We start from the raw sequence: 19959 nt of genomic DNA on the forward strand, positions 1-19959 counted from the left end.
ACAAGACGGGAGGAGCGCCGGTAGCCGCGAGGCATGGGTAAGCCTCGCCCCTCCTCCTCGCGAAGTAGCGCCGCCGTCGCCCGGGCGGACGCCATGCAGAACCTGGCCACGGGCCTGGGCGTCGCCGGGCAGGACTCGCGCACGGCCGTAGTGCCGGTGGTGCAGCGCCGGGCGCCGACGTACTGGGAGGCCATGTGGCGCGCGGACGCGTACTCCGCCCGCATCATCGAGAAGCCCGCCGAGGCGATGACGATGAGGCGCGGGGACGTGCGCCTGGGGGAGGATAAGGCCGCGGAGGAGCGCGTCGCGGCGGAGCTGGACGACCTGGACGTCTGGGCCCGGCTCGCCACCGCGCTGAAGTACGCGCGGGCCTACGGCGGCGGGGCTCTCCTCCTGGGTGTGGATGACGGGCTCGGGACGGACCTGCCGCTGGACTCCCGGGCGGTGCGACGCCTCACGCACCTGACGCCCATCACCCGGCAGGAGCTCACCCCCGTCCGCTGGTACCGCGACCCGCTGCGCCCGCGCTTCGGAGAGGTGGAGGTGTACGCGTGGCAGCCCGTGTCCCCGGGCGGGGGCGCGGCGCGGCTGCTGGTGCACGAGTCGCGGCTGCTCGTCTTCACGGGCGTGACGACGAGTCCCCACCACCGGGTGGAGGAGCAGGGCTGGGGGGACAGCATCCTGGCCCGGTGCGTGGACGCCCTCTGGGACGCGGCGGGCGGCTCGGGCACCCTGGCGGCCCTCCTGGCCAGCAACGGGGAGACGGTGCTGGGGCTGAAGGATTTGGCCAACCTCCTCTCCGGCGCGGACGGCAAGGCGAAGCTGCGCGCGCGGCTGGACGCCATCCGGATGGCACGCTCCGCCATCGGCTACACCGTGGTGGACAAGGACGACGCCCTCCAGCGCCAGGCCGCGCCCCTCTCCGGCGCGGGTGACGCCTTCGACCGCCTCCTGCGCGTGCTGGCCGCCGCCGCGGACATCCCCCTGTCCGTCCTCATGGGCGAGGCGCCGGCGGGCCTGTCCGCGACGGGGAGCGCGGACATGGACAACTGGCACGCCTACGTGGAGGCCCAGCAGGAGGCCGTCCTGCGCCCGCGCTTCAACCGGCTGCTGCGCGTCCTCTTTCGCAGCCAGCAGGGGCCCACGGGCGGCGTGGAGCCTCCGAAGTGGATGCTCGTCTTCCGGCCCCTGCGCCAGGAGACGCAGAAGGAGGTGGCGGAGCGCCGCAAGCTGGTGGCGGACACCGACGCCCTCTACATCAACTCCGGCGTGCTGACGCCCGAGGAGGTGGCCCTCAGTCGCTTCGGCGGGCCGGAGTGGAGTGCCGAGACGAAGCTGGAGACGAAGGACAGGGCCGCCCTGGCCGCCGCGCGCGGGGGGACGCCGGAGACAGGTGAGGGCGCGGAGGCGCCCGCACCGGAGCTGCCCGCCCTCCCGCCGCTGACGACGAGTGAGGTGCCGGCATGAAGACGCTCGCCTCTCTCATGGCCGAGCGCCGCGCCGCCATGGCGGGCCGGGCCCCACCGCGTCGCGGCCCGCGACGTCTGCCCCGGCAGGCGGAGCCCGAGTCCCAGCGCCTTCTGTACCTGCGCCTCCTGCGTCCGCTGCTTCGCGACGCGCACTCCATTCTCAAGGCGGAACTGCGCCCCGTGCTGGAGGGCATGCGCGCGGAGGATGCCCAGCGCGCGGACGCGCCGTCCCCGGACGGCGGCTTCGGCCGCCCCGGGCCCACCGTGGAGGCGCGCGCGGCCGTGCGCCGGGCCGCGAAGCAGTGGCTGGCCGAGGTGCCGACGCCGAAGCTGCTGCGCCTCGCGGGCGTGGTGGCGGGGAAGGTGTCCGACTTCCAGCGCGCGCAGTTCCGCCGCGTCTTCAAGGAGGGTTTCAGCGTGGACGTCCTCTCCGCGGAGCCCAGTCTGCGCCCGCTAGTGGAGTCCTTCACGCGGGACAACGTCGCCCTCATCCAGTCCATGGCCTCCAGCTACTTCGAGGAGGTGGAGGCGCACCTGGTGCAGGCACTCACCACCGGCGCGCGCGCGGAGCAGCTCGCCGAGGTGCTGCAGCAGCGCTACTCCGTCAGCGAGTCGAAGGCCGCCCTCATCGCGAATGACCAGGTGGGCAAGCTGTACGGCAGCCTCAACAAGACGCGCCAGGAGGGACTGGGCATCACCCACTACGTCTGGCGCACCGCGCGCGACAACCGCGTGCGGCCGGAGCACGTCGCCCTCTCCGGCAAGCGCATTCCCTGGGACAAGCCCCCGCCGGAGGGGCACCCCGGGCAGGCCGTCAACTGCCGCTGCTACGCGGACCCTGACGTCGAATCGGTGCTCGACACCCTCTGAAGGACACCCCATGGCCCCCGTCCGACGCTACGACTCCGGAGGCACGCTGGCGCCTCCGACGCGACTCCCCAACGGCTGGCTGCGCGCGGAAGGGCTGCCCACGCGCGTCGGCATCTTCAACTACCGGTTGCCGGACGGCCGCATCCGCAAGGAGTTGCGCCTGCCGGAGGAAGTCTTCCACCCGGACTCCATGGCCAGCTTCCGCAGCGTCCCCATCACCAGCGAGCACCCGCCGGAGCACCTCACCGCGGCCAACACCCGGCTGTACCAGCGCGGGCACGTGGACGGCGAGGTGGTGCGCGACGGGGACTACGTGCGCGCCACGCTCCTCGTCACCGACGACGAGCTGATTCGGGACATGGAGTCCGGCGTCCGCGCGGAGCTCTCCAACGGGTACGCGTGCGAGTTGGAGGAGACGCCCGGACTCTGGGAGGGCCAGCCCTACGACGCCATTCAGCGGAACATCCGCGGCAACCACCTGGCCGTGGTGACGGCCGGCCGCGCGGGCCCCGCGTGCGCGGTACGCATGGACGCATGCGACGCGGTGCAGGTGACGCCCGACGTTGACATGGCGGGAGGTGCGGCGGTGCCGTCCGAGGCCGCAAGCAGTCCAACTTCCGAAGGAGTGGCAATGGAGACGGTGCCCGTCATCATCGGCGGCAAGGCGTATGCGGTGCCCAAGGACGTGGCCGAGGCGTTGACGGCGCAGGCCGCGCAGTACCAGCAGGCCATCGACGCGGCGAAGGAGGAGACGGAGACGGCGAAGGAGGAGTCCGCCACTCAGGTGGAGGAGTCGAAGAAGGCCACCGACACCGCCAACGCCAAGGTGGACTCCCTGACGCGCGAGCTGGAGGCCATGAAGAAGGCCCGGCAGGACGCGGAGGATCCGGTGAAGCTGCGCGAGCGCGTGCAGGCCCGCGTCTCCCTGGAGAAGCGCTCCAGCGCGGTGCTGGGCGCGGCCGTGAAGATGGACGCGCTGGACGACAAGGCGGTGAAGCTGGCCGTCCTCGGCAAGCTGGCGCCCGACGTGAAGCTGGACGGCAAGTCCGACGACTATGTCCAGGCCCTCTTCGACATGGAGGTGGCGCGCTTCGAGAAGGACAGGGGCAGCCTCCACGCGGACGCGGCGGTGGCCCCGCCCGGTGACGCCCCGTCGTCGCGCGCGGCCTACGAGAAGACGCTCACCTCCTCGTGGAAGCGCGACGCGCGCAGGTAGCCGCGCCCCTCCACCACCCCTTTCCGCACCTTCGAGGCACGCATGCAGACGACGATTCCGCAGTACCAGATGGAGCGCGGCTTCCCGGGCCAGCTCGCGGAGCACGACACGCCCCAGCGCATCGTCTCCCGCTTCAATGCCGAGTCCACGGCGGCCATTCCGTGGGGCGTCCTCGTGGCCGAGGACACCACCAGCGCCCAAGGCGTGAAGCTGCTGGCGGCGGCCACCGACAAGGTGGCGGGCGTCACCGTCTACTCGGCCCGTCACGGGTACGAGGCCTATTCCGGCACCGGCCTGAAGCCGAAGGAAATCCTCAACGTCCTGGCCCAGGGCGCGGTGCTGGTGCGCGTGGAGCAGGCGGTGGTGAAGGGCGACAGGGCCTTCGCGCGCTTCTCCGGCACCGGCCAGAAGGGCGCCTTCCGCAAGGACGCCGACACCACCAACGCCGTCGAGTTGAAGGGCGCCATGTACCTCACCAGCGCCGCGGCGAATGGCATCGCCGTCCTCCTCCTCGACGCCAACACCATCCGCGCGGGCCAGGCGTAACCGCGCCGGCCGCAACCACCTCTTCCCGGAGCCCCCCCCCCTCATGGCCCCTCGCAACCCCTACCAGTCGGCCTTCCGCAACGACGCGGAGGCGCTCGCCTTCTTCCAGCAGCAGCAACTCCAGTACCTCGACCCGGCCGTCTACAACGTCGAGCACGCGGAGGTGGAGTACGCGAAGCACATCCCCGTGGACACCTCCATTCCCCGGGGCGCGGAGTCCATCGCTTACGACATGTACGACAGGCTGGGCGTGGCCCAGTGGCTGTCCGCGGATGCGGAGGACCTGCCCGTCGTCAACGTGAGCGCCAAGCGCTTCTCCAGCCCCATCAAGGACTTCGGCACCGCCTACCAGTACACCGAGGCGGAGCTGGAGGCAGCGGCCTTCTCCGGCGTGCCGCTGGACGTGCCGCGCGCCGAGGCCGCGCGCATGGCGGTGGAGGAGTTCCACGAGCAGGTGTCCCTCTTCGGTGCGCCGGAGCTGGGCCTGCTGGGCTTCGCGCGGCTGCCCAACGCCAACGTCTACACCTGCGAGCCGGGCGCGGCTGCGGGCAACCCCACCGAGTGGACGGACAAGACGCCGGCCGAAATCCTCAAGGACTTGAACAACGCGGCCAACCTCGGCCCCATCCTGACGAAGAACGTGGCGCCCATGCGGCCCAACCGCATGCTGCTGGACTTGGACCGCTTCACCCTCATCGCCACCACGAAGCTGTCCGAGGCGAGCGACACCACCGTCCTCGAATTCTTCACCTCGAAGCACCCGTGGGTGAAGACGGTGGAGCCCTGGCCCCGGCTGGCCGAGGCGGGCACCGGCGGCACGCGGCTGGGCATCGTCTACCGGGCCGACCCGCGGGCGCTGCGCTACCGCACCGGCATCCAGTTCGAGCAGGCCGCGCCCCAGGTGCGCGGCTTCAAAACGCGGGTTCCGTGCCGGGCGAACAGCGCGGGCGTGCAGTGCATGTACCCGCTGTCCGTCACCTACGTCACCGGCCACTGACTTGGCGCGGGGCCGGGCCCTCTTGCTGCATCCCCCCTCCTCCTCGCTGCGGAGGGCCTGGCCTCGCGTCGTTTCCTCTCCACCCTCTGGGACACCTGCCGCATGCACATCGAAAACAACGACGCCCGCGTCTACGCCTTCGGCCCCGTCATCCTCCGGCCCGGCGCCAACCCCAACGTGGACGACGCGGCCTGGAAGAAGGCCACGCAGACGAAGGAGGGTAAGTACACGCCGGCCGTCCAGGCGCTGCTGGACGCGCGCTCGCTGGAGGTGAAGTCCTCCGGCCCGGTGGACTTCGCGAAGCTGGCCACCGAGGACGCGGTGAAGCTGGTGGGCGACACGCTGGACAAGGCCACCCTGGAGGGCTGGCTGAAGGGGGAGAAGCGCGCCGAGGTGAAGGCGGCGCTGGAGAAGCAACTGGCCAGCCTGAAGGCGCCGAAGAAGGAGTAGTCGCCCCGTGGCCCTCGTCACTCGCCAGGAGTTGGAGGCCGTCTGCGCGGAGGCGCACGCGGCCACGGACGCGCAGGTGGACGTGGCGCTGCGCCACGCGGAAGCGCGCCTGGACGTGGAGTGGTGGGGCTCCCGGCTGGCGGAAGGGGTGACGTACCTCGCGGCGCACCTGCTGCTTTCGTACAACCCGGGCCTGGGCGCCAGCATGGCGCAGGGCCCGGTGCAGTCCGTCTCCGTGGGCGGCGTCTCGCAGTCCTTCGCCGTGGCCTCCGCCGCGAGTGCCGGGGGCGCCCACGGCACCACGCGCTACGGCGTCCTCTTCGACGAGCTGGTGGCCAGCCTGGGCCCGGCCCTCTTCGCGGGGTAGCTGTGGCCACCACGCGCACCAGCTTCAAGCTGCACACCACCGGCAAGGGCCTCGCGGTGCTGAAGGCCAACCTGCGGCAGCTGCGCGACGGGGCCATTCACGTCCGCACGGGCTTCCTCGGGCAGGAGCGGGACAGGCCGGAAGGCGACGCCCTCACCATGCCGGAGCTCGCGGCGACGCACGAATTCGGTGCGCCGGAGGTGGGCATTCCGGAGCGGCCCTTCGTGCGGCCCGCCTTCGACAAGCACCGGGAGGACTACGCGCGCCTGCTGGAGAAGGCGGTGGTGGCCATGTTGGACGGCCGCGTCTCTCTGCCGCAGGGCCTGGGGCTGGCGGGTGCGCGCATGGCCAACGACATCAAGAATTTCGTCACCCAGGGCGCGGAGGTGCCGCCCCCCAACGCCCCCTCCACGCTGGCGCGCAAGGAGGCCAAAGGCCGCCTGGGGAAGGACGGGAAGCCCACGGGCGAGGTGCGCACGCTGGTGGACACCGGGCGCATGGTGGACAGCGTCTCCTGGGCCGTGGAGCAGGGCGTGCCGAAGAGGGAGGAGTAGCCGTGCCGGTGGCCAACCTCGCGGGGGCCATCGCCCTCCTGGCGAGCGGGACGTACCAGGTGCGGCGGCCGGGCCTCACGACGCTGGTGGATGGCGTGATGGTGGCGGCCCCGGAGGCGTCCTTCTCCATTCTCGCCAGCGTGCAGCCCCTGTCCGGGCGCGAGCGGCAGCTGCTGCCGGAAGGGCAGCGCAGCGAGGAGCGCCTCCTCGTCGTCACCGCGACGGAGCTGCGCGCGGCCGATGTCTCCGCGAGCCGCGAGGGCGACGTGCTGGTGTACCGGGGCGAGTCCTTCGAGGTGGAGGCCGTGGAGCGCTGGGACGAGCTGGGCGGCTTCTGGAAAGCCCGCGCCGCGAAGGTGGGGCGGTAGGTGGACACGGGTGCCATGCAGGCCGCGCTGCTGGCATGGGTGCAGGAGGGCACGGGCGTGCCGTGCGCGCTGGTACCGCAGAATGGACTCGTCCAGCCGGCGGGCGCCGCCTACGCCACGCTGCGCCTCACGACGCTGCGCCCCAGCGGTGGCGCCATCCTCACGCAGGAGGTGGACATGTCCCGGCCTGGCGAGGAGGTGGAAGTCACCGCGTCCTCGCTGGTGGAGGTGGTGGCGGCCGTCCAGGTTTTCGAGGACTTGCCGAAGGGCGTCGCCCGGCCACTGGCCGTGGAGCGCCTGAGTCGCGCGCGCCAGCGCCTGGAGTTGCCCGGGGTGCTGGGACGGCTGGCGGAGGCGGGGCTGGGCCTCTTCGACGCGGGCGTGGTGCTGGACATAACGGGAGTTGCCGGGGTGGCTTGGCAGTCGAGGGCCTCGTTGGAGGTGCGGCTGTACGCGGTGGAGTCCGCGGCGGAGCGCACCACCTTCATTGAGACGGTGGGCGTCTCAACGTCCCTCCAGCGCTGAGGAGCCGGCATGGGCATTGAGTCCGTCGTCAACGTCGTCGTCACCTCCCTCACCGGCGGGGTGGCACAGCAGGGCTTCGGGGTGCCCCTCATTCTGGGCAGCAGCCAGCGCTTCCCGGAGAGGGTGCGCTACTACAGCACCACGCGCGCCATGGCGCAGGACGGCTTCCTCCCGACGGACGCCGAGTACCGCATTGCCGCCCGGGTGTTTTCCCAGTCGCCGCGCCCGCCGCGCGTCGCCGTGGGCCGCCGGGCCAACCGCCCGGTGCAGTCCTTCACCTTCACCCCCAGCGTCGCCAATGCCACGCGCTATGTCTTCCAGGTGGACGACGCCGTGGTGGAGTACACCTCGGACGCGACTGCCACCGGCGCCGAAGTCACCGCGGGCCTGGTGGCCGCGTGGACAGCCCTCACGGACAAGCCCGCCGTCACCATCACCGATGTGGGCTCTGGCACTGCGGTGAAGGCTGTGGGCGCGGCGGGGGCGTGGCATGACGTGCGCGTGCTGACGCCCGGCGTGCTGGCCGTCGCGCAGGACGGGGCCGACGCGGGCGTGGCCGCCGACTTGGACGCGTGCGCGACGGAGCAGCCGGACTGGTACGGCATCCTCACGCCCACGCCCTCACGCGCGGAGACGCTCGCCATCGCCGAGTGGACGGAGGCCAACGGGCGCCTCTTCGCTGTCGCCTCCATCGACTCCGCCCACCTGGGGCCCTTCAACGCGGCCCAGCCGACGGCGGACACCTTCGGTGCCCTCAAGGCAGGCAGCTACGCGCGCACGCTGGCCCTTCAGCAGGCCAGCACCGGGGACTTCGCGGACGCCGCCGCACTGGGCTACCTCCTCGCGACGGAGCCCGGCAGCGTCACCCTCCACCTGAAGACGCTCGCGGGTGTCTCCGCGCTGCCTCTCACCGACACCCAGGTGGCCAACCTCCGGCAACGCAACGCCAACCCCTATGTCACCCTGGCCGGCCGCAACGTCGTCCTCGACGGGAAGGTGTCCGCCGACGAGTTTGCCGACAAGGTGCGCGACACGGACTGGTTCGTCGCCCGGCTGAAGGAGGACGTCTTCCTGCTGGCGGCCAACAGCCTCAAGCTGCCCTTCACGGACCCGGGCATCACCGTCGTTACCAGCACCGTCGGGGCGCGGGCCCGGCTGGGCGTCAACGCGGGCTTCCTCGCGGAGGAGCCCGCGCCGGTGGTGTCCGCGCCGCGCGCTTCCGAGGTGCCCGCCGCGGACAAGGCTGCGCGCCGCCTGCCGGGCGTCACCCTCACCGCGTACATCGCCGGCGCCATCCACTCGGTGGATCCGCTGGTTGTCACCCTCTCCGTCTGAGGTAGTCCATGCCCGGCCAGGTTTCTCAGTACAGCTCCCGGCTCGTCCCCGTCGTCTTCAACGGCCGCGTCCTCACGGGGATGGCGGACGGCACCTTCGTGAAAGTCTCCATGGCGTCTGACAGCGCCACCTCCTACGCGGGGGCGGACGGCAGCGTCGTCGTCTCGTGGAGCGCGGACGACAGGGCCACCGTCGCCGTCACCCTGCACCAGTCCAGCCCGGACCACGCCTTCCTGGAGGCGGCCTCCGTCGGCCACGTCATTGGCCCGCTGGAGGTGCGTGACTTGCTGCAGGGCAAGGTGCTGGTGCGCGCCGCGACGGCGTGGGTGCAGCGCCGCGCCGACATCGAGAGAGGCAAGGAGGCGGGTGCCACGGAGTGGACTTTCGGCATCGCCAACCTGGAGCGCCACATCCCCGGGTAGTCCCCTGGGCGAGGAGGAGGAAGACATGCAGACGCAGAAGGAAGTCACCGTCGGCGGGAAGCGCATTCTGTTGGGCAAGCTGACGCCCCGGGCCGCGGTGGGCCTGCTATTGGAGCTGGCCCGCGCCGGCCTCGCGCACGCGCTGGAGTCCGTCTTCAAGGGGCTGCGTGGGGGCATGACGAAGGAGCAGGCCCTCTTCGCGCTGGGCGGGACGCTGGGGGCGCTGGTGGACAGACTGTCGCCCGCGGAGTTTGAGCGGCTCGCGGAGAAGGCGCTCGCGTGCAGCACCTTCAACGGCACGCCCGTGTGGCCCCAGGTGGACGCCGTCCTGGCCGGGCCCTTCGAGGTGCTGACGCTGGTGTACGAGGCGCTCAGCTGGCAGTTCGAGGATTTCTCCTCCGCCCTCGGCGTGAAGCTGTCCCCTCCGCCGGGGGCGTAGGACTCGCCTCCGTTGGGCACCTGTGCGCGCCCGTGTGGCGCGTCGTTGCCTCCGGCTACGCCACCCTGGCGGAGGTGGAGAGGGACTGGGACATCTGCGACGTGGCCGAGGCCAATGAGTGGCTGGATGCCGAGGGCGAGGCGCGTGAGGCGTTGGCCCAGAAAGAGGGTAGGGCGTGAGTGTCATCCGCGAGCTGACGGCCGTCCTCGGCATTCAGGTGGACGAGTCCAGCCTGGCGAAGGCGGACGCGGCCCTGGAGAAGGCGACGACGGTTGTCCTCGGCGTTGGGGCTGCCTGGGCCGGCGCGGGCGCGGCCCTCTTCGCGCTGGTGAAGCGGACGTCGGACGCGGCCATCCAGGTGGACAGGTTGGCGGCCTCCGTTGGCCTCACCACGGACTCCTTCCAGCTCCTCACCTACGCCGCGAAGTCGGTGGGCGTGGACGCCAACGGCTTGGCCGGCGCCCTCGTCTCCCTGGCGGACAAGGCTGTCGCCGCGAAGGGCGGCAGCACAGAGTTGCAGGGCGCCTTCCGGAAGCTGGGCGTCAGCGTCGTCGACTCCAAGGGCAAGCTGAAGGACGTGGACGTGCTGCTGGCGGAGTTGGCGGAGGGCTTCGCGAAGCTGCCGGACAACGTCACGCGCGCCTCCCTCGCGCAGAAGCTGCTGGGAGGGCAGGGCGCCAAGCTGCTGCCACTCCTCACGCAGGGGCGTGACGGGCTGAAGGCCCAGGCCGACGAAGCCGCCAAGTTGGGCATCATCCTCAACTCGCAGGCCATCCAGGCCTCGAAGGACTTCGACGCGGCCCTCGGGCGGCTGATGGGCACTCTCGACGGGTTGGCGCTTTCGCTCGGCACCAACTTCATGAGGGCGGCTACCCACCTCGTGGAGAGGTTGCAGGAGATTGCAGAGGAGTTGGTGCCCATCATCAAGTCGAAGGCGAGCGAGTGGGCACGTGGTTTGGGCGTAGCCTTCGACTTCGTGGCGCGCGCCGGGGAGCACCTGGACTGGGTGCTGGGCGCCCTTGCCGTCGTCATGGTGACGAAGCTGCTGCTGGCGACGTCCGCCCTCACCGCGGCCCAGGTGGCCCAGGGACAGGCGGCCGTCGTGGCCAGCCTGCGCGCGGCGGCGGCGAGCGCCACCGCCACTGTGGCTGCGTGGGCCGCCATTCTCCCGTGGGCCCTGCTGGCGGCGGCCATCGTCCTCGCGGCGGATGAGCTGTACGTCTTCTCCCAGGGCGGTGACTCCCTCTTCGGCCGCTTCATCAAGTGGGTGGACACCATCGACCCGGAGGACAACGCCCTCATCAACTTCTTCAAGCGCGGCATGTCCGTCCTCTTCGACTTGACGGACACGCGGAAGTGGAAGCTGTACCTGGAGTCCATTCTTCGCCTCTTCACCTCCTACGTGGACCTGATTGTGGAGCTCATCGGCTCCATCTTCGCCCCGCTGAAGAACATGAAGATTGGCTTTGGCGGCGGCCCCATCGCCGAGCTGCGCAGCACTGCGGTGACGGAGGCGGAGCGGCGCCGGCGCTTCGCGGACGTGGCCGCCGGGCCGACGCTGGAAAACCGGGTGACGGACGCAGCGGACGCTGTCGTCGGCTGGGGCCGCATGGTGGCGCGCGACACGAAGGTGACGGGCTTCTCCGTCGGCCGGGGCAGCGAGGACTTGACGCCCTTCTTCGGTGCTGGCGGCCGGGCTGACACCGCCATGTCCAGCGTCGCGCGCTCCCGCACCGCCGCCTCCTACATGGAGGTGAATGCCCCGGTGACTCTCAACCAGACGGTGCAGGCCGCCCCCGGGCAGTCCCCCGTGGACGTGGCCAACGCCTCCATGGACAGGGCCCAGGAGGCCCTCGAGGCCCAGCAGCGCGCCACCTACGAAGCCGTAAAGCAGTAGCTCCCAGCCCCGCAGCACGCAGCGAGGAGGCACCCATGGCAAGGCCAGTCCTGTTCCGCTACTCCCCCACCACCGGGGAGCGCATTCTCACCCTGGAGGCGGACGCCATTCTGGAGGCCAACGTCACCCAGGAGGCCCAGCCCACCGACAACCCTGTGGAGTCCGGCGCCGACGTCACGGACCACATGGTGCTGCGCCCCGACACCTGGGAGGTGCGCATTGCCATTTCCGACACGCCCGTGGACGGGCCCGCGGAACCTGGCCGCGCCCGCTCCGCGCGGGAGCAACTGGGCCGCCTGCTGGAGGCGCGCGGCAAGCTGGTGCTGGCCCTCCCCATTGGGGAGCGGGAGCCCGTCGTCCTCACCCGCTTCAGCACCGCCTTCACCACCGCGACGCCCCACTGCGAAGTCCTCTCCCTCACCCTCCGGGAGATCCACACGGCCAACTCCCTCATCGTCCCCGTCTTCCGCTCCGAGCACAAGGCTATGGGCGTCCTCAACCGCGGCAAGTTGGTGGCCAAGCCGGCGAGCGAGGAGCTGAAGAAGAAGACGGATGCTGGACTCAAGTCGGTCCTGATCGGCATCGCTCGAGCGGCGTCTTCGACCTTTGAGTGAAACTCAGCGCTGCAGCTGCGCTTGCGAGTCTTTCATGAGGCGCAGTTGGCACGCTGGCTCACGAGCGTGTTCGTCGTCTTCGCAGTAGAAAACCTGCTTTAGTAGTGGTGCGTCGCAAGGGATCGCAGTCTCGCCAGTCTCTGCGATATCTGCGCGCGCCTTCTTCTCCATATTTGCGATCGCTCCGCCTTGGTCGGTTGAGAGAAGGGCGGCACGAACCGCCTCTTCTGTGATAGCTCCGCCGTCTGGCAGGCGCGATTTCGTTGCCATGATATCTGCTGTCATCCACGTGAGGAGGCACAGTTCTGTTGAGCGGGCAATGTGGAGCGATGCCTTCGGATCCACTTTCTCCTTCGCCTTCGGTCCGGCCCATGCGACGCGGCAGTCCTTGATGATGGGGCGCTTGAGGAATAGGCCACGCACGGTGCCATGGAAGGCCACGAGCTGACCCTTCGACAGCTCCGCCACAGCCTGCATCTGCCCGTCCGGTACGAGGCACATGACGGCGCTCATCCTCTCGCCCACGTCCAGCGAGACGAGGATGTTGTCCGTGGCGTCCTTGGCGATGTCCTGGATGAGCCCCGTCACCTCCACCTGCTTGCCGCGGTACTTCATGTCCGCCGCTACCTCGTTATCGGCGTAGGCGTCCCAGAGCTGGCGCGGGCCCACGTGGATGAGGGCGGGCGCGGCAGGGGGCGGTGGGGGAGCGGGAGCCTTGGCGGTAGGGCCCGGGGCGTCACCAGGCGCTGCCGTCTGCCCGGGGGCTGTCCCCGCCTCCTTCTTGCACCCACCTACCGCCAGCACTGCCACGAGCCACCACGCGCGCATCATCCCCTCCAGTGAGAGGGGGGAGGACAGCATGGGCTGGCTTGCGATGGCAAGACATGGGGCGGAAAGACCCCAACCCAGCAGCTTGACGAACGAACTTGGTGCGCAGAGGCTCAACTACTCACTGGCCGGGAGACCCCATGTCTGTTCCGTTTGCACTTCGCGCGACTCCATTCGAAGCCTCGTCCATTCGCATCGCAGCTGCAGTAGCCGGCCTATCCGTTGACCGGTTCATTGAGCATGCATCTGTCGATATGAGCGGACTCACGTCATTGGCAGATACTCAGACAGGGACGGACGCATTGTTCCGATCCGTGGCAGTGTCGATGGGCGAGCTCGAGGCATCCGTGGCGGTTGACACTGCGGGGCGTCTAGGTCTTTCGCCCGAGAGGTATCCGGTGCTCGCTGCTCTTTGGTACATTCGCCGCCAGCGTCAGAGCAATCCTACGTCTTCCCAGTGGCGGTCGGTCCCTGTTCCTGGCTACGCCAAGGCGGTCTTTGGGGTTTGATGGCTCAAGGATAGGAGTGAGTTGAATGTCGAATCCACTGATGGATGATTTGTTTCCTCGGTTTTTTGATTTTGATAGAAATCCACCGGAGACGATTTACCACTATACGACGCCATTTGGATTTTTGGAGATTTTGAGGACAAAGAATTTGTGGTTTAGTCAGACGGGTTTTCTGAATGACATGGTGGAGGCAGATTATGCGTACTGCATGATTCGGGATGCCATTGAGGGGCGGCTAAAATCGCCAGGGTCCGAGTTTGAGCGGAGTATGCTGGGTGAGACTCTTTTGTGGTCGAAGAGGCTTGGTGCGGATTCGGCAGACTTTGCATCGTATGTTGCCTGTTTTTGTGAGGATGGCGATGCCTTGGGGCAGTGGCGTGGGTATGGATCGTCGGGGTCTGGGTATGCCATTGGAATGGAGGCAAGGTGGCTTGAGGCATGTACGAAAGGGAATGGCGTCTCCAGTCACTTGAAAAAAGTGGTGTATGACGCTGATGTGCAGCAGGCTTATGTTCTTCAGCAGATTGATTGGTTTTGTCAGCAGGTTAAACGGGCGGTGGAGATGGGGAAAGAATCGGAGCAGGAGCATCTGCGGGTCCTTCATTTTCAGTTTCGCCTGTCCCTTGCTGAGGCCTATTTTAGGTTTAAGCATCCGAGTTTTCGTGATGAGCGTGAGTGGCGCTTGGTTGTGTTCGGTAAGCAGAATAATGGGAGGCTGAAATTTCGGTCGTCAGGTTCGTTTATTGTTCCGTATTTGGAGGTTGGAATGGGCAGGATTGACGGGGGGCAAGACAAGGGACTGCCCATCGCCAAGATTGTGTGCGGGCCATCGCCTCATCGCGATTTGGCGGCACGTGCAGTGTCTCTCAGGGTTGCGGAGTACGATTCAGCTGGAGTCGTAAAGGTCGAAACGTCGCGTGTTCCGTTTCGGCCTTCGTGACTTGTCCCAATGTCGGGCAGTGAGAGGGCTGTCAGTATTTTGTGTCTGCCTCTAAATGTGGAGGCCCTGACCTGATCCCGCATGCCGGAGATGGGTGACAAGACGGGGGGTCCCTGCGTAGGCCAGCGGCATGGCCACCACGGAACTCCCTCTTCTCCCCGGCGTCCCCCTCCAGCGCTTCCAGGTGGAGCTGGACGGACGCACGTACGGCTTCGACGTCTGCTGGAACCACCGCGTGCTGTGGTGGGTGGTGAACCTCTACGACGCGGACTGGAACCTCCTGCGCGCGAGCGTCCGCATCTGCAAGGGCGCGCGTCTCCAGCGCCCCAGCCGCCCGGGCACGCACCCGCCGGGTGAATTCCTGGTGCAGTGCCTGGAGGGCAAGGCGGAGCCGGGCTTCGACGACTTGGGGACTCGCGTCGTCGTCACGTACACGGACGCGGCGGACGTGAAGGCGCTACTCGCCGGGCTGGCCGCGTGAGCGAGCTCTTCGGCCGGCAGGTGGTGGTACAGGTGGAGGACACGCAGGTGACGGGCCTGCGGTGTGTCTTCCGCGTGGTGCGCACCAGCGGCGTCGAGCCCAACACCGCCGAGGTGACGCTGTACAACCTCGCGGAGACGACGCGGCGCCACCTGTCGCAGGTGCACCGGGCGCAGGTGCGCCTCTCGGCCGGGTACACGGGGACGGTGGGGCTCCTCTTCTCCGGGCAGGCGCGGCGCGTGGGTGGCGTGCAGCACGTGCGCGCGGGGCCGGACTGGTTGACGAAGGTGGAGTGTGGTGACGGGGAGACGGCCCTCACCACGTCGCGCATCAGCCGCTCCTTTGCACCCGGCACCTCCGTACGCCAGGTGGCGCGGGCGCTGGCGGACACCCTCAAGGGCGTGGACATGGGCAACCTGGAGAAGGCCCTCACGCAGGTACAGGACGTGCCCTTCCCGCATGGCTTCAGCACGCAAGGCCGGACGGCGGACGAGCTGACGACGCTGCTGGCCAGCCGGGGACTCTCGTGGAGCATCCAGGACGGACGCCTCCAGGTGCTGGGGGCCTCGGAGGTGGATCCCGGCAAGGCGGTGCTACTGACGCCGGAGACGGGCTTGGTGGGCAGCCCCGAGTACAACACGCCGGACAAGGCGAAGGGGCCACCCACCCTGAAGGTGCGCTCGCTGTTGCAGCCGTCGCTGCGCCCGGGCGTGTTGGTGCAGGTGCGCGCCGCCGCGGTGCAGGGCGACTTCAAGGTACTGAAGGTGACGCACAGCGGGGACACGCACGGCCCCGGCTGGCTGTCGGAGTGCGAGACGGTGGCGAGGAAGTAACCCATGGACAGCACGCGGCAGACGCCCACCTGGGCGCAAATCATCCGCGCGGCGGTGGACGCGGGCGCGGCGCGGTTGCGCGTGCACCTGCCCGCGCGCGTGGAGTCCTACAACGAGGCGCGTGGCACCGTGTCGGTGGTGCCGCTGCTGCGCGAGGTGGCGGACGACGGAGACGGAGGGCAGGTGGTGGAGGATTTGCCTGTCCTCAACGAGGTGCCCGTGGAGTGGCCCGGCGCGGGGGGCTTCCGCCTCACCTTCCCGGTGCAGCGCGGGGACACCGGCGTCCTCTCCTTCCATGACAGGGCGCTGGACGAGTGGAAGTCGAGCACGGAGGCGCGGCTTGTCACGCCGCAGGACGTGCGCCGTCACCACCTCGCGGACGCCACCTTCCGCCCCGGAGTTCGCTCGCCGGCGGCGCCCTGGACGGGAGCGCGGCTGGACGCGGTGACGCTGGGCTTCGACGACGGCCGGGGCGGTGGCATGCAGTTGCATCTGACGAAGCAGGGCATTGCCCTGGGCGAGTCGGCACCGGCCTACGCGGTGGCGCTCGCGGAGAAGGTGCTGTCAGCCCTCCAGGACATCGCCAGCAAGTTCAACGGGCACACCCACGGTACCTCGCAGGGCCCGACGACGACGCCAGCGGACGCCCCGACTCCAACGCAAATCACGGCGCCCACCAGCGTCGGTAGCTCCACAGTGAAGGTGAAGGAGTAGGCTCCGAGCATGCGAAAGACTCTCCTGGTGGCAGTGATGGTAGCGATTGTGGGGTGTACGAAGGCTGCATCCGGCGGAGATGGCTCCGATGGCGAGCGAGGCCTTCCTGGTCCGCAGGGACCCGCCGGTCCGCAGGGACCCGCCGGTCCGCAGGGGCCTCAAGGAGAGCGCGGGTTGCCGGGGGCGGGTGTCGATCTGCCGCGACTCGTGTATGTCGATGCCAATGGTGTCGCCGCTGGAGACTATCTCGTTTCCTGTATCGACGAGGTGGGCAGGGTTTGGAGTCTTGATCCGGAAACCGCGACGTGTTCCCCGAACACTGGGGTGTCATATTTTGAGGCGGGAGGATGTGTCGGCGCGGAGATGACAAGTGCCGTGCTGCCGCGTGCGGTTTTTCAGACGCGAGCGGACGGAGGCGTTCACGCGCGTCCGGATGATCAGCAGTCGATCATCATGCGAATTCGGTCCCATCGAAACGCGAGCGGCGGTTGCGGCGCATTCTCTTCGGATGACGCTGGCATTGAGCTTCGAGTGATTCCAATGCCGCCCGAGCAATTCGTTGCTCCGCCAACCACGGGCCTCCGAGGCCCGCTGCACCTCGAAAAGCGATGACGGACTCCCTCAACGACACCGCCCTCAACCTGGGCGAGGGGGCCGCGCGAGGCTGGGCCCTCAACGAGGACGGAGACCTGGCCTTCGTCGGTGGCGGCGCCGTCCTTGTGCGCGGCGCGGCGGCCATCGCCCAGGAGTGCCGCCTCGCGCTGCTGCTGGTGCGCGGCGAGTGGTTCCTCGACGTGCGCGACGGGGTGGACTACTTCGGCCGCGTCTGGGTGAAGCCGCCCAACGCCGAGGACTCGAGCGCCGCCTTCCGGGCCGCGCTGCTGACGGTGCCCGGCGTGGAGTCCGTGCGGCAGGTGCAGCTGTCCCTCAACGCGGCGGAGCGCCGCCTCTCCGTCACCTACGCGGCCACGGCGACGGACGGCACCCAGATGGCCGACACAGTGGAGGTGTAGCGCATGGCCACGGAGTACGGCGTCACCAGCAAGGGCTTCGTCCCGCGCACGCTGGACGAGTCCCACCAGGCGGTGGTGGCCAGCTTGCGGACGCAGCTGGGCCCCGCGCTGGCCCTCACCGCGCGCACGCCGGACGGCGTTCTGGCGGGACTCGTTGGAGACATGCTGGGCGAAGTGTGGGCCGCGGGCGGAGGACTCTGGGGCGCCTTCGACGGCGACGCGGCGGAGGGCGAGGCGCTGGACGGACTCTGCGCCCTCACCGGCACCCAACGCCTCCAGGCCACCGCCTCCACCGTGGTGCTGGCGCTGACAGGAGACGCGGGCACCACGGTGCCGGCGGGGAGCGTCGCGTCCGTCACGGGTGTGGGGGCGCGCTTCGCCACGGCCGCGTCCGCGACGCTGGTGGCCGTGCCCGCGTGGGCACCCGCCACGGTGTACGCGGTAGGGGACGTCGTGGTGGGCGATGGGCGGGTGTGGCGCTGCCGTGTGGCGGGCGCGTCCGCGAGCTCGGGCGGGCCGTCCGGCAGCGGCCCGGAGGTGGTGGACGGCGGCGTCACCTGGCGCCTCCTCGGCGCGGGCGGGGCGCTGGCCTCCGTCGCGGCCTCCGCGGAGGAGGTGGGGCCGCTCGCCGCCCCGGCCCACAGCCTCACGTCCATTGAAACTCCGGTGGCGGGCTGGCGCGGCGTCGCTAATCCGCTGGACGCGGAGGAGGGGAGACAGACGGAAGAGGACGACGCGCTGCGGGCCCGCCGCGTCCTCGACTTGCGTGCCCAGGGCAACGCCTCGGCGGAGGCCATCCGCGCGCGCATGCTGGACGCGTCCACGGGCGCGGGGGCCACCTCCTGCATCGTCTTCGAGAATGCCACGGCCGACGTGGACGCGGACGGCGTGCCGCCCCACGCGGTGGAGGTGCTGGTGGAGGGCGGGGAGGCGCAGCGGATTCTGGAAACGCTGTGGCAGGCGAAGGCGGCTGGCATCCAGACGCATGGCACCGAAAGCGGCACGGTGCTGGACTCCCAGGGCAAGCCCCACGTGCTGCATTTCAGCCGGCCCGAGCTGCTGGACGTGTACGTCGAGGCGACGGCGTACCTCACGCCGGACGCGCCCGCGGACGACGAGGTGGCGAAGGCGACGCTGCGCGCGGCCGTGGTGGCGCTGGGGGACTCCCTCCAGGTGGGCCGCAACGTGGTGCGCACGAAGGTGGAGGGCGCGCTGGTGAAAGTGGCGTGGGTGGAGGACGTCTCCGGCCTCGTCATCGGCACCCGTCCCGGCAGCCTGGGCACCGCCAACATCGACGTCACCACTCGCCAGCGGGCGCGCCTCGACTCCAGTCGCGTCGCGCTGACGCTGGTGCGCTTGGGCGTGGAGGACTTGTAGCCCATGCTCCTCCAGCCACAGGACGACTACGAGGCGCGCGCCCTGGCCCGGGTGCCCCAGGCGCTGCGAGGGAAGCCTCGCTTCGAGGCCTTCGTGCGCGGGCTGGCCGCACCCTTCCAGGAGGTGGACGGCGCGCTGGTGGCCCTCCTCACGTCGCGGCAGCTGGCCACGGCTACCCATGCGGCGCTGGACGTCCTCGGCCGCGTCGTGGGTGCGGAGCGCCTCGGGCTGGGTGACGAGGTGTTCCGCCAGCGAATCCGCCAGCGCCTGGCCCTCAACCGCAGCAGCGGGGAGGCGGAGCGGGTGCTGCTCCTCTTCCGGCTGCTGACGCCCCTGGCGCTGGAGTTGCGCGAGGAGTTTCCCGCCGCCTTCACCCTCCACGTGGGTGGCGGAGCGCTCGCGCGGGTGACGGAGTTCGCCGCCCTCCTTCGGCAGGCGAAGGCCGCAGGCGTGCGGGCCCTGCTGGAGTACCAGCCAGCAGCCGACGCGGACACGTTCGCCTTCGCGGGCGGCGGTGCGGGCATGGGTTTCGCCGGCCTGCAGGAGGACGTACTGGGCGCGCGCGAAGAGGTGGTGGCACCGCCCATCCTGGGCCCCGCCGTCGAAGTCGAAAACGGCAATGGCAGCGCAGCACCCACTCTTGGGCTCGTCGCGGGTGGCGCGCCTGTGTCCGGCGTCTACCGGGTGGAGGTGTTGGACCCCGCGCCCGACTGGACGTTCATGTGGTTCCTGGACGAGGACTTCCAGGGTAGCGGGTACATGTACCCAGGGGGCTCCTCTGGCGTGCCGGTACCGCTCGACTTCGCTGCGACGGGCTTGCCTTCGGGGCTGGTGGTGACGTGGCCGGACGGCAAGCCCTACCTGTCGGGAGACTCCTGGCAGTGGACGGTGAAGGCGCCCTTGGCGCCCACGCTGGCGCTGGTGGCGTCTCTCGCCGCGTCGCTACGTGTCGTGGTGGAGGTGGTGAGCGGCACGGCCCGGACGTTCCGCTACTCGTTGAATGGCGGCGCGACGTGGAGCGCGGCCACGGGCATGGGGACGGGGTTGGTGCCGCTTCTCTCCGGCGGGAGCCCTTCCGGCGTGGCTATCCAGTGGGCGCCCTCCACCGGCTATGCGGTGGGCGCGTCATGGGCCTGGAATGCAGTGCGGGCATCGCCAGAGGGCGGGCGGCTCTCGGGTGCCATGGCCGTGTAGC

Annotated in this window: 24 protein-coding genes; 23 read left to right on the forward strand and 1 reads right to left on the reverse strand. The window is 69.7% G+C overall.

Going from position 1 to position 19959, the window contains the following annotated elements; all coding sequences use genetic code 11:
• The first annotated feature begins 33 nt into the window (after positions 1-33).
• The 16 genes from KYK13_RS10560 (at position 34) to KYK13_RS10635 (ending at position 12069) form a co-directional block, all read left to right on the forward strand.
• Positions 34-1467 (forward strand): DUF1073 domain-containing protein, encoded by a 1434-nt coding sequence (locus KYK13_RS10560; protein WP_223643938.1) that lies wholly within the window; start codon positions 34-36, stop codon positions 1465-1467.
• Positions 1464-2339 (forward strand): phage minor head protein, encoded by an 876-nt coding sequence (locus tag KYK13_RS10565; protein WP_223643939.1) that lies wholly within the window; start codon positions 1464-1466, stop codon positions 2337-2339. The genes KYK13_RS10560 and KYK13_RS10565 overlap by 4 nt, the downstream gene beginning before the upstream one ends.
• A gap of 10 nt (positions 2340-2349) precedes the next feature.
• Positions 2350-3555 carry a DUF2213 domain-containing protein gene (locus tag KYK13_RS10570; RefSeq protein WP_223643940.1) on the forward strand — a complete coding sequence of 402 codons (1206 nt, stop codon included), beginning with the start codon at positions 2350-2352 and terminating at the stop codon, positions 3553-3555.
• Positions 3556-3597: 42 nt separating this feature from the next.
• A complete protein-coding gene (locus tag KYK13_RS10575) occupies positions 3598-4101 on the forward strand; it encodes a hypothetical protein (protein ID WP_223643941.1) in 504 nt (167 codons plus the stop codon).
• Positions 4102-4144: 43 nt separating this feature from the next.
• The gene (locus tag KYK13_RS10580; RefSeq protein WP_223643942.1) at positions 4145-5098 is read left to right on the forward strand and encodes a major capsid family protein; all 954 of its coding nucleotides are present in this window, start codon (positions 4145-4147) and stop codon (positions 5096-5098) included.
• Positions 5099-5200: 102 nt separating this feature from the next.
• Positions 5201-5548, forward strand: coding sequence for a hypothetical protein (locus KYK13_RS10585; protein WP_223643943.1), 348 nt, complete (start codon positions 5201-5203; stop codon positions 5546-5548).
• A 7-nt stretch (positions 5549-5555) separates the two neighbouring features.
• Positions 5556-5915 (forward strand): DUF4054 domain-containing protein, encoded by a 360-nt coding sequence (locus tag KYK13_RS10590; RefSeq protein ID WP_223643944.1) that lies wholly within the window; start codon positions 5556-5558, stop codon positions 5913-5915.
• A 2-nt stretch (positions 5916-5917) separates the two neighbouring features.
• On the forward strand, positions 5918-6469 hold the full coding sequence (locus KYK13_RS10595) for a hypothetical protein (RefSeq protein ID WP_223643945.1): 552 nt from the start codon (positions 5918-5920) through the stop codon (positions 6467-6469).
• A 2-nt stretch (positions 6470-6471) separates the two neighbouring features.
• Positions 6472-6837 carry a hypothetical protein gene (locus tag KYK13_RS10600; protein ID WP_223643946.1) on the forward strand — a complete coding sequence of 122 codons (366 nt, stop codon included), beginning with the start codon at positions 6472-6474 and terminating at the stop codon, positions 6835-6837.
• A complete protein-coding gene (locus KYK13_RS10605) occupies positions 6838-7362 on the forward strand; it encodes a hypothetical protein (RefSeq protein ID WP_223643947.1) in 525 nt (174 codons plus the stop codon).
• Positions 7363-7371: 9 nt separating this feature from the next.
• Positions 7372-8697: a DUF3383 family protein gene (locus KYK13_RS10610; protein ID WP_223643948.1), complete on the forward strand. Its 1326-nt coding sequence runs from the start codon at positions 7372-7374 to the stop codon at positions 8695-8697.
• Between the two features lie 8 nt (positions 8698-8705).
• Positions 8706-9119: a phage protein gene (locus tag KYK13_RS10615; RefSeq protein WP_223643949.1), complete on the forward strand. Its 414-nt coding sequence runs from the start codon at positions 8706-8708 to the stop codon at positions 9117-9119.
• Positions 9120-9144: 25 nt separating this feature from the next.
• Positions 9145-9558, forward strand: a complete 414-nt coding sequence (locus KYK13_RS10620; RefSeq protein ID WP_223643950.1) for a phage tail assembly chaperone — start codon at positions 9145-9147, stop codon at positions 9556-9558.
• Between the two features lie 32 nt (positions 9559-9590).
• The gene (locus tag KYK13_RS10625; protein WP_223643951.1) at positions 9591-9737 is read left to right on the forward strand and encodes a hypothetical protein; all 147 of its coding nucleotides are present in this window, start codon (positions 9591-9593) and stop codon (positions 9735-9737) included.
• Positions 9734-11455, forward strand: a complete 1722-nt coding sequence (locus KYK13_RS10630; protein ID WP_223643952.1) for a phage tail tape measure protein — start codon at positions 9734-9736, stop codon at positions 11453-11455. Before KYK13_RS10625 ends, KYK13_RS10630 begins: the two co-directional genes overlap by 4 nt.
• A 35-nt stretch (positions 11456-11490) precedes the next feature.
• Positions 11491-12069: a phage baseplate protein gene (locus KYK13_RS10635; protein ID WP_223643953.1), complete on the forward strand. Its 579-nt coding sequence runs from the start codon at positions 11491-11493 to the stop codon at positions 12067-12069.
• 3 nt (positions 12070-12072) lie between these two features.
• Here KYK13_RS10635 and KYK13_RS10640 read toward each other — a convergent pair whose 3' ends face one another.
• Positions 12073-12930 (reverse strand): hypothetical protein, encoded by an 858-nt coding sequence (locus KYK13_RS10640; protein ID WP_370645332.1) that lies wholly within the window; start codon positions 12928-12930, stop codon positions 12073-12075.
• Between the two features lie 501 nt (positions 12931-13431).
• Here KYK13_RS10640 and KYK13_RS10645 point away from each other — a divergent pair.
• The 7 genes from KYK13_RS10645 to KYK13_RS10680 all read left to right on the forward strand — a co-directional run bounded on the left by KYK13_RS10645 (position 13432) and on the right by KYK13_RS10680 (position 19958).
• Complete coding sequence (locus tag KYK13_RS10645; RefSeq protein ID WP_223643954.1) at positions 13432-14346, forward strand: DUF2971 domain-containing protein; 915 nt, start codon at positions 13432-13434, stop codon at positions 14344-14346.
• A 130-nt stretch (positions 14347-14476) separates the two neighbouring features.
• Positions 14477-14827 (forward strand): hypothetical protein, encoded by a 351-nt coding sequence (locus KYK13_RS10650; RefSeq protein WP_223643955.1) that lies wholly within the window; start codon positions 14477-14479, stop codon positions 14825-14827.
• Entirely contained in the window at positions 14824-15660 is an 837-nt protein-coding gene (locus KYK13_RS10655; RefSeq protein ID WP_223643956.1) for a hypothetical protein, read from the forward strand. The genes KYK13_RS10650 and KYK13_RS10655 overlap by 4 nt, the downstream gene beginning before the upstream one ends.
• Positions 15661-15663: 3 nt before the next feature.
• On the forward strand, positions 15664-16374 hold the full coding sequence (locus tag KYK13_RS10660) for a Gp138 family membrane-puncturing spike protein (protein ID WP_223643957.1): 711 nt from the start codon (positions 15664-15666) through the stop codon (positions 16372-16374).
• A gap of 608 nt (positions 16375-16982) precedes the next feature.
• A complete protein-coding gene (locus KYK13_RS10670; protein ID WP_223643958.1) occupies positions 16983-17387 on the forward strand; it encodes a hypothetical protein in 405 nt (134 codons plus the stop codon).
• A 3-nt stretch (positions 17388-17390) separates the two neighbouring features.
• Positions 17391-18764 carry a baseplate J/gp47 family protein gene (locus tag KYK13_RS10675; RefSeq protein ID WP_223643959.1) on the forward strand — a complete coding sequence of 458 codons (1374 nt, stop codon included), beginning with the start codon at positions 17391-17393 and terminating at the stop codon, positions 18762-18764.
• Between the two features lie 3 nt (positions 18765-18767).
• Positions 18768-19958, forward strand: a complete 1191-nt coding sequence (locus KYK13_RS10680; protein ID WP_223643960.1) for a hypothetical protein — start codon at positions 18768-18770, stop codon at positions 19956-19958.
• The last annotated feature ends 1 nt before the right edge of the window (position 19959 follow it).

Origin of the sequence: Corallococcus sp. EGB, assembly GCF_019968905.1 — a bacterium.
Taxonomy (GTDB): domain Bacteria; phylum Myxococcota; class Myxococcia; order Myxococcales; family Myxococcaceae; genus Corallococcus.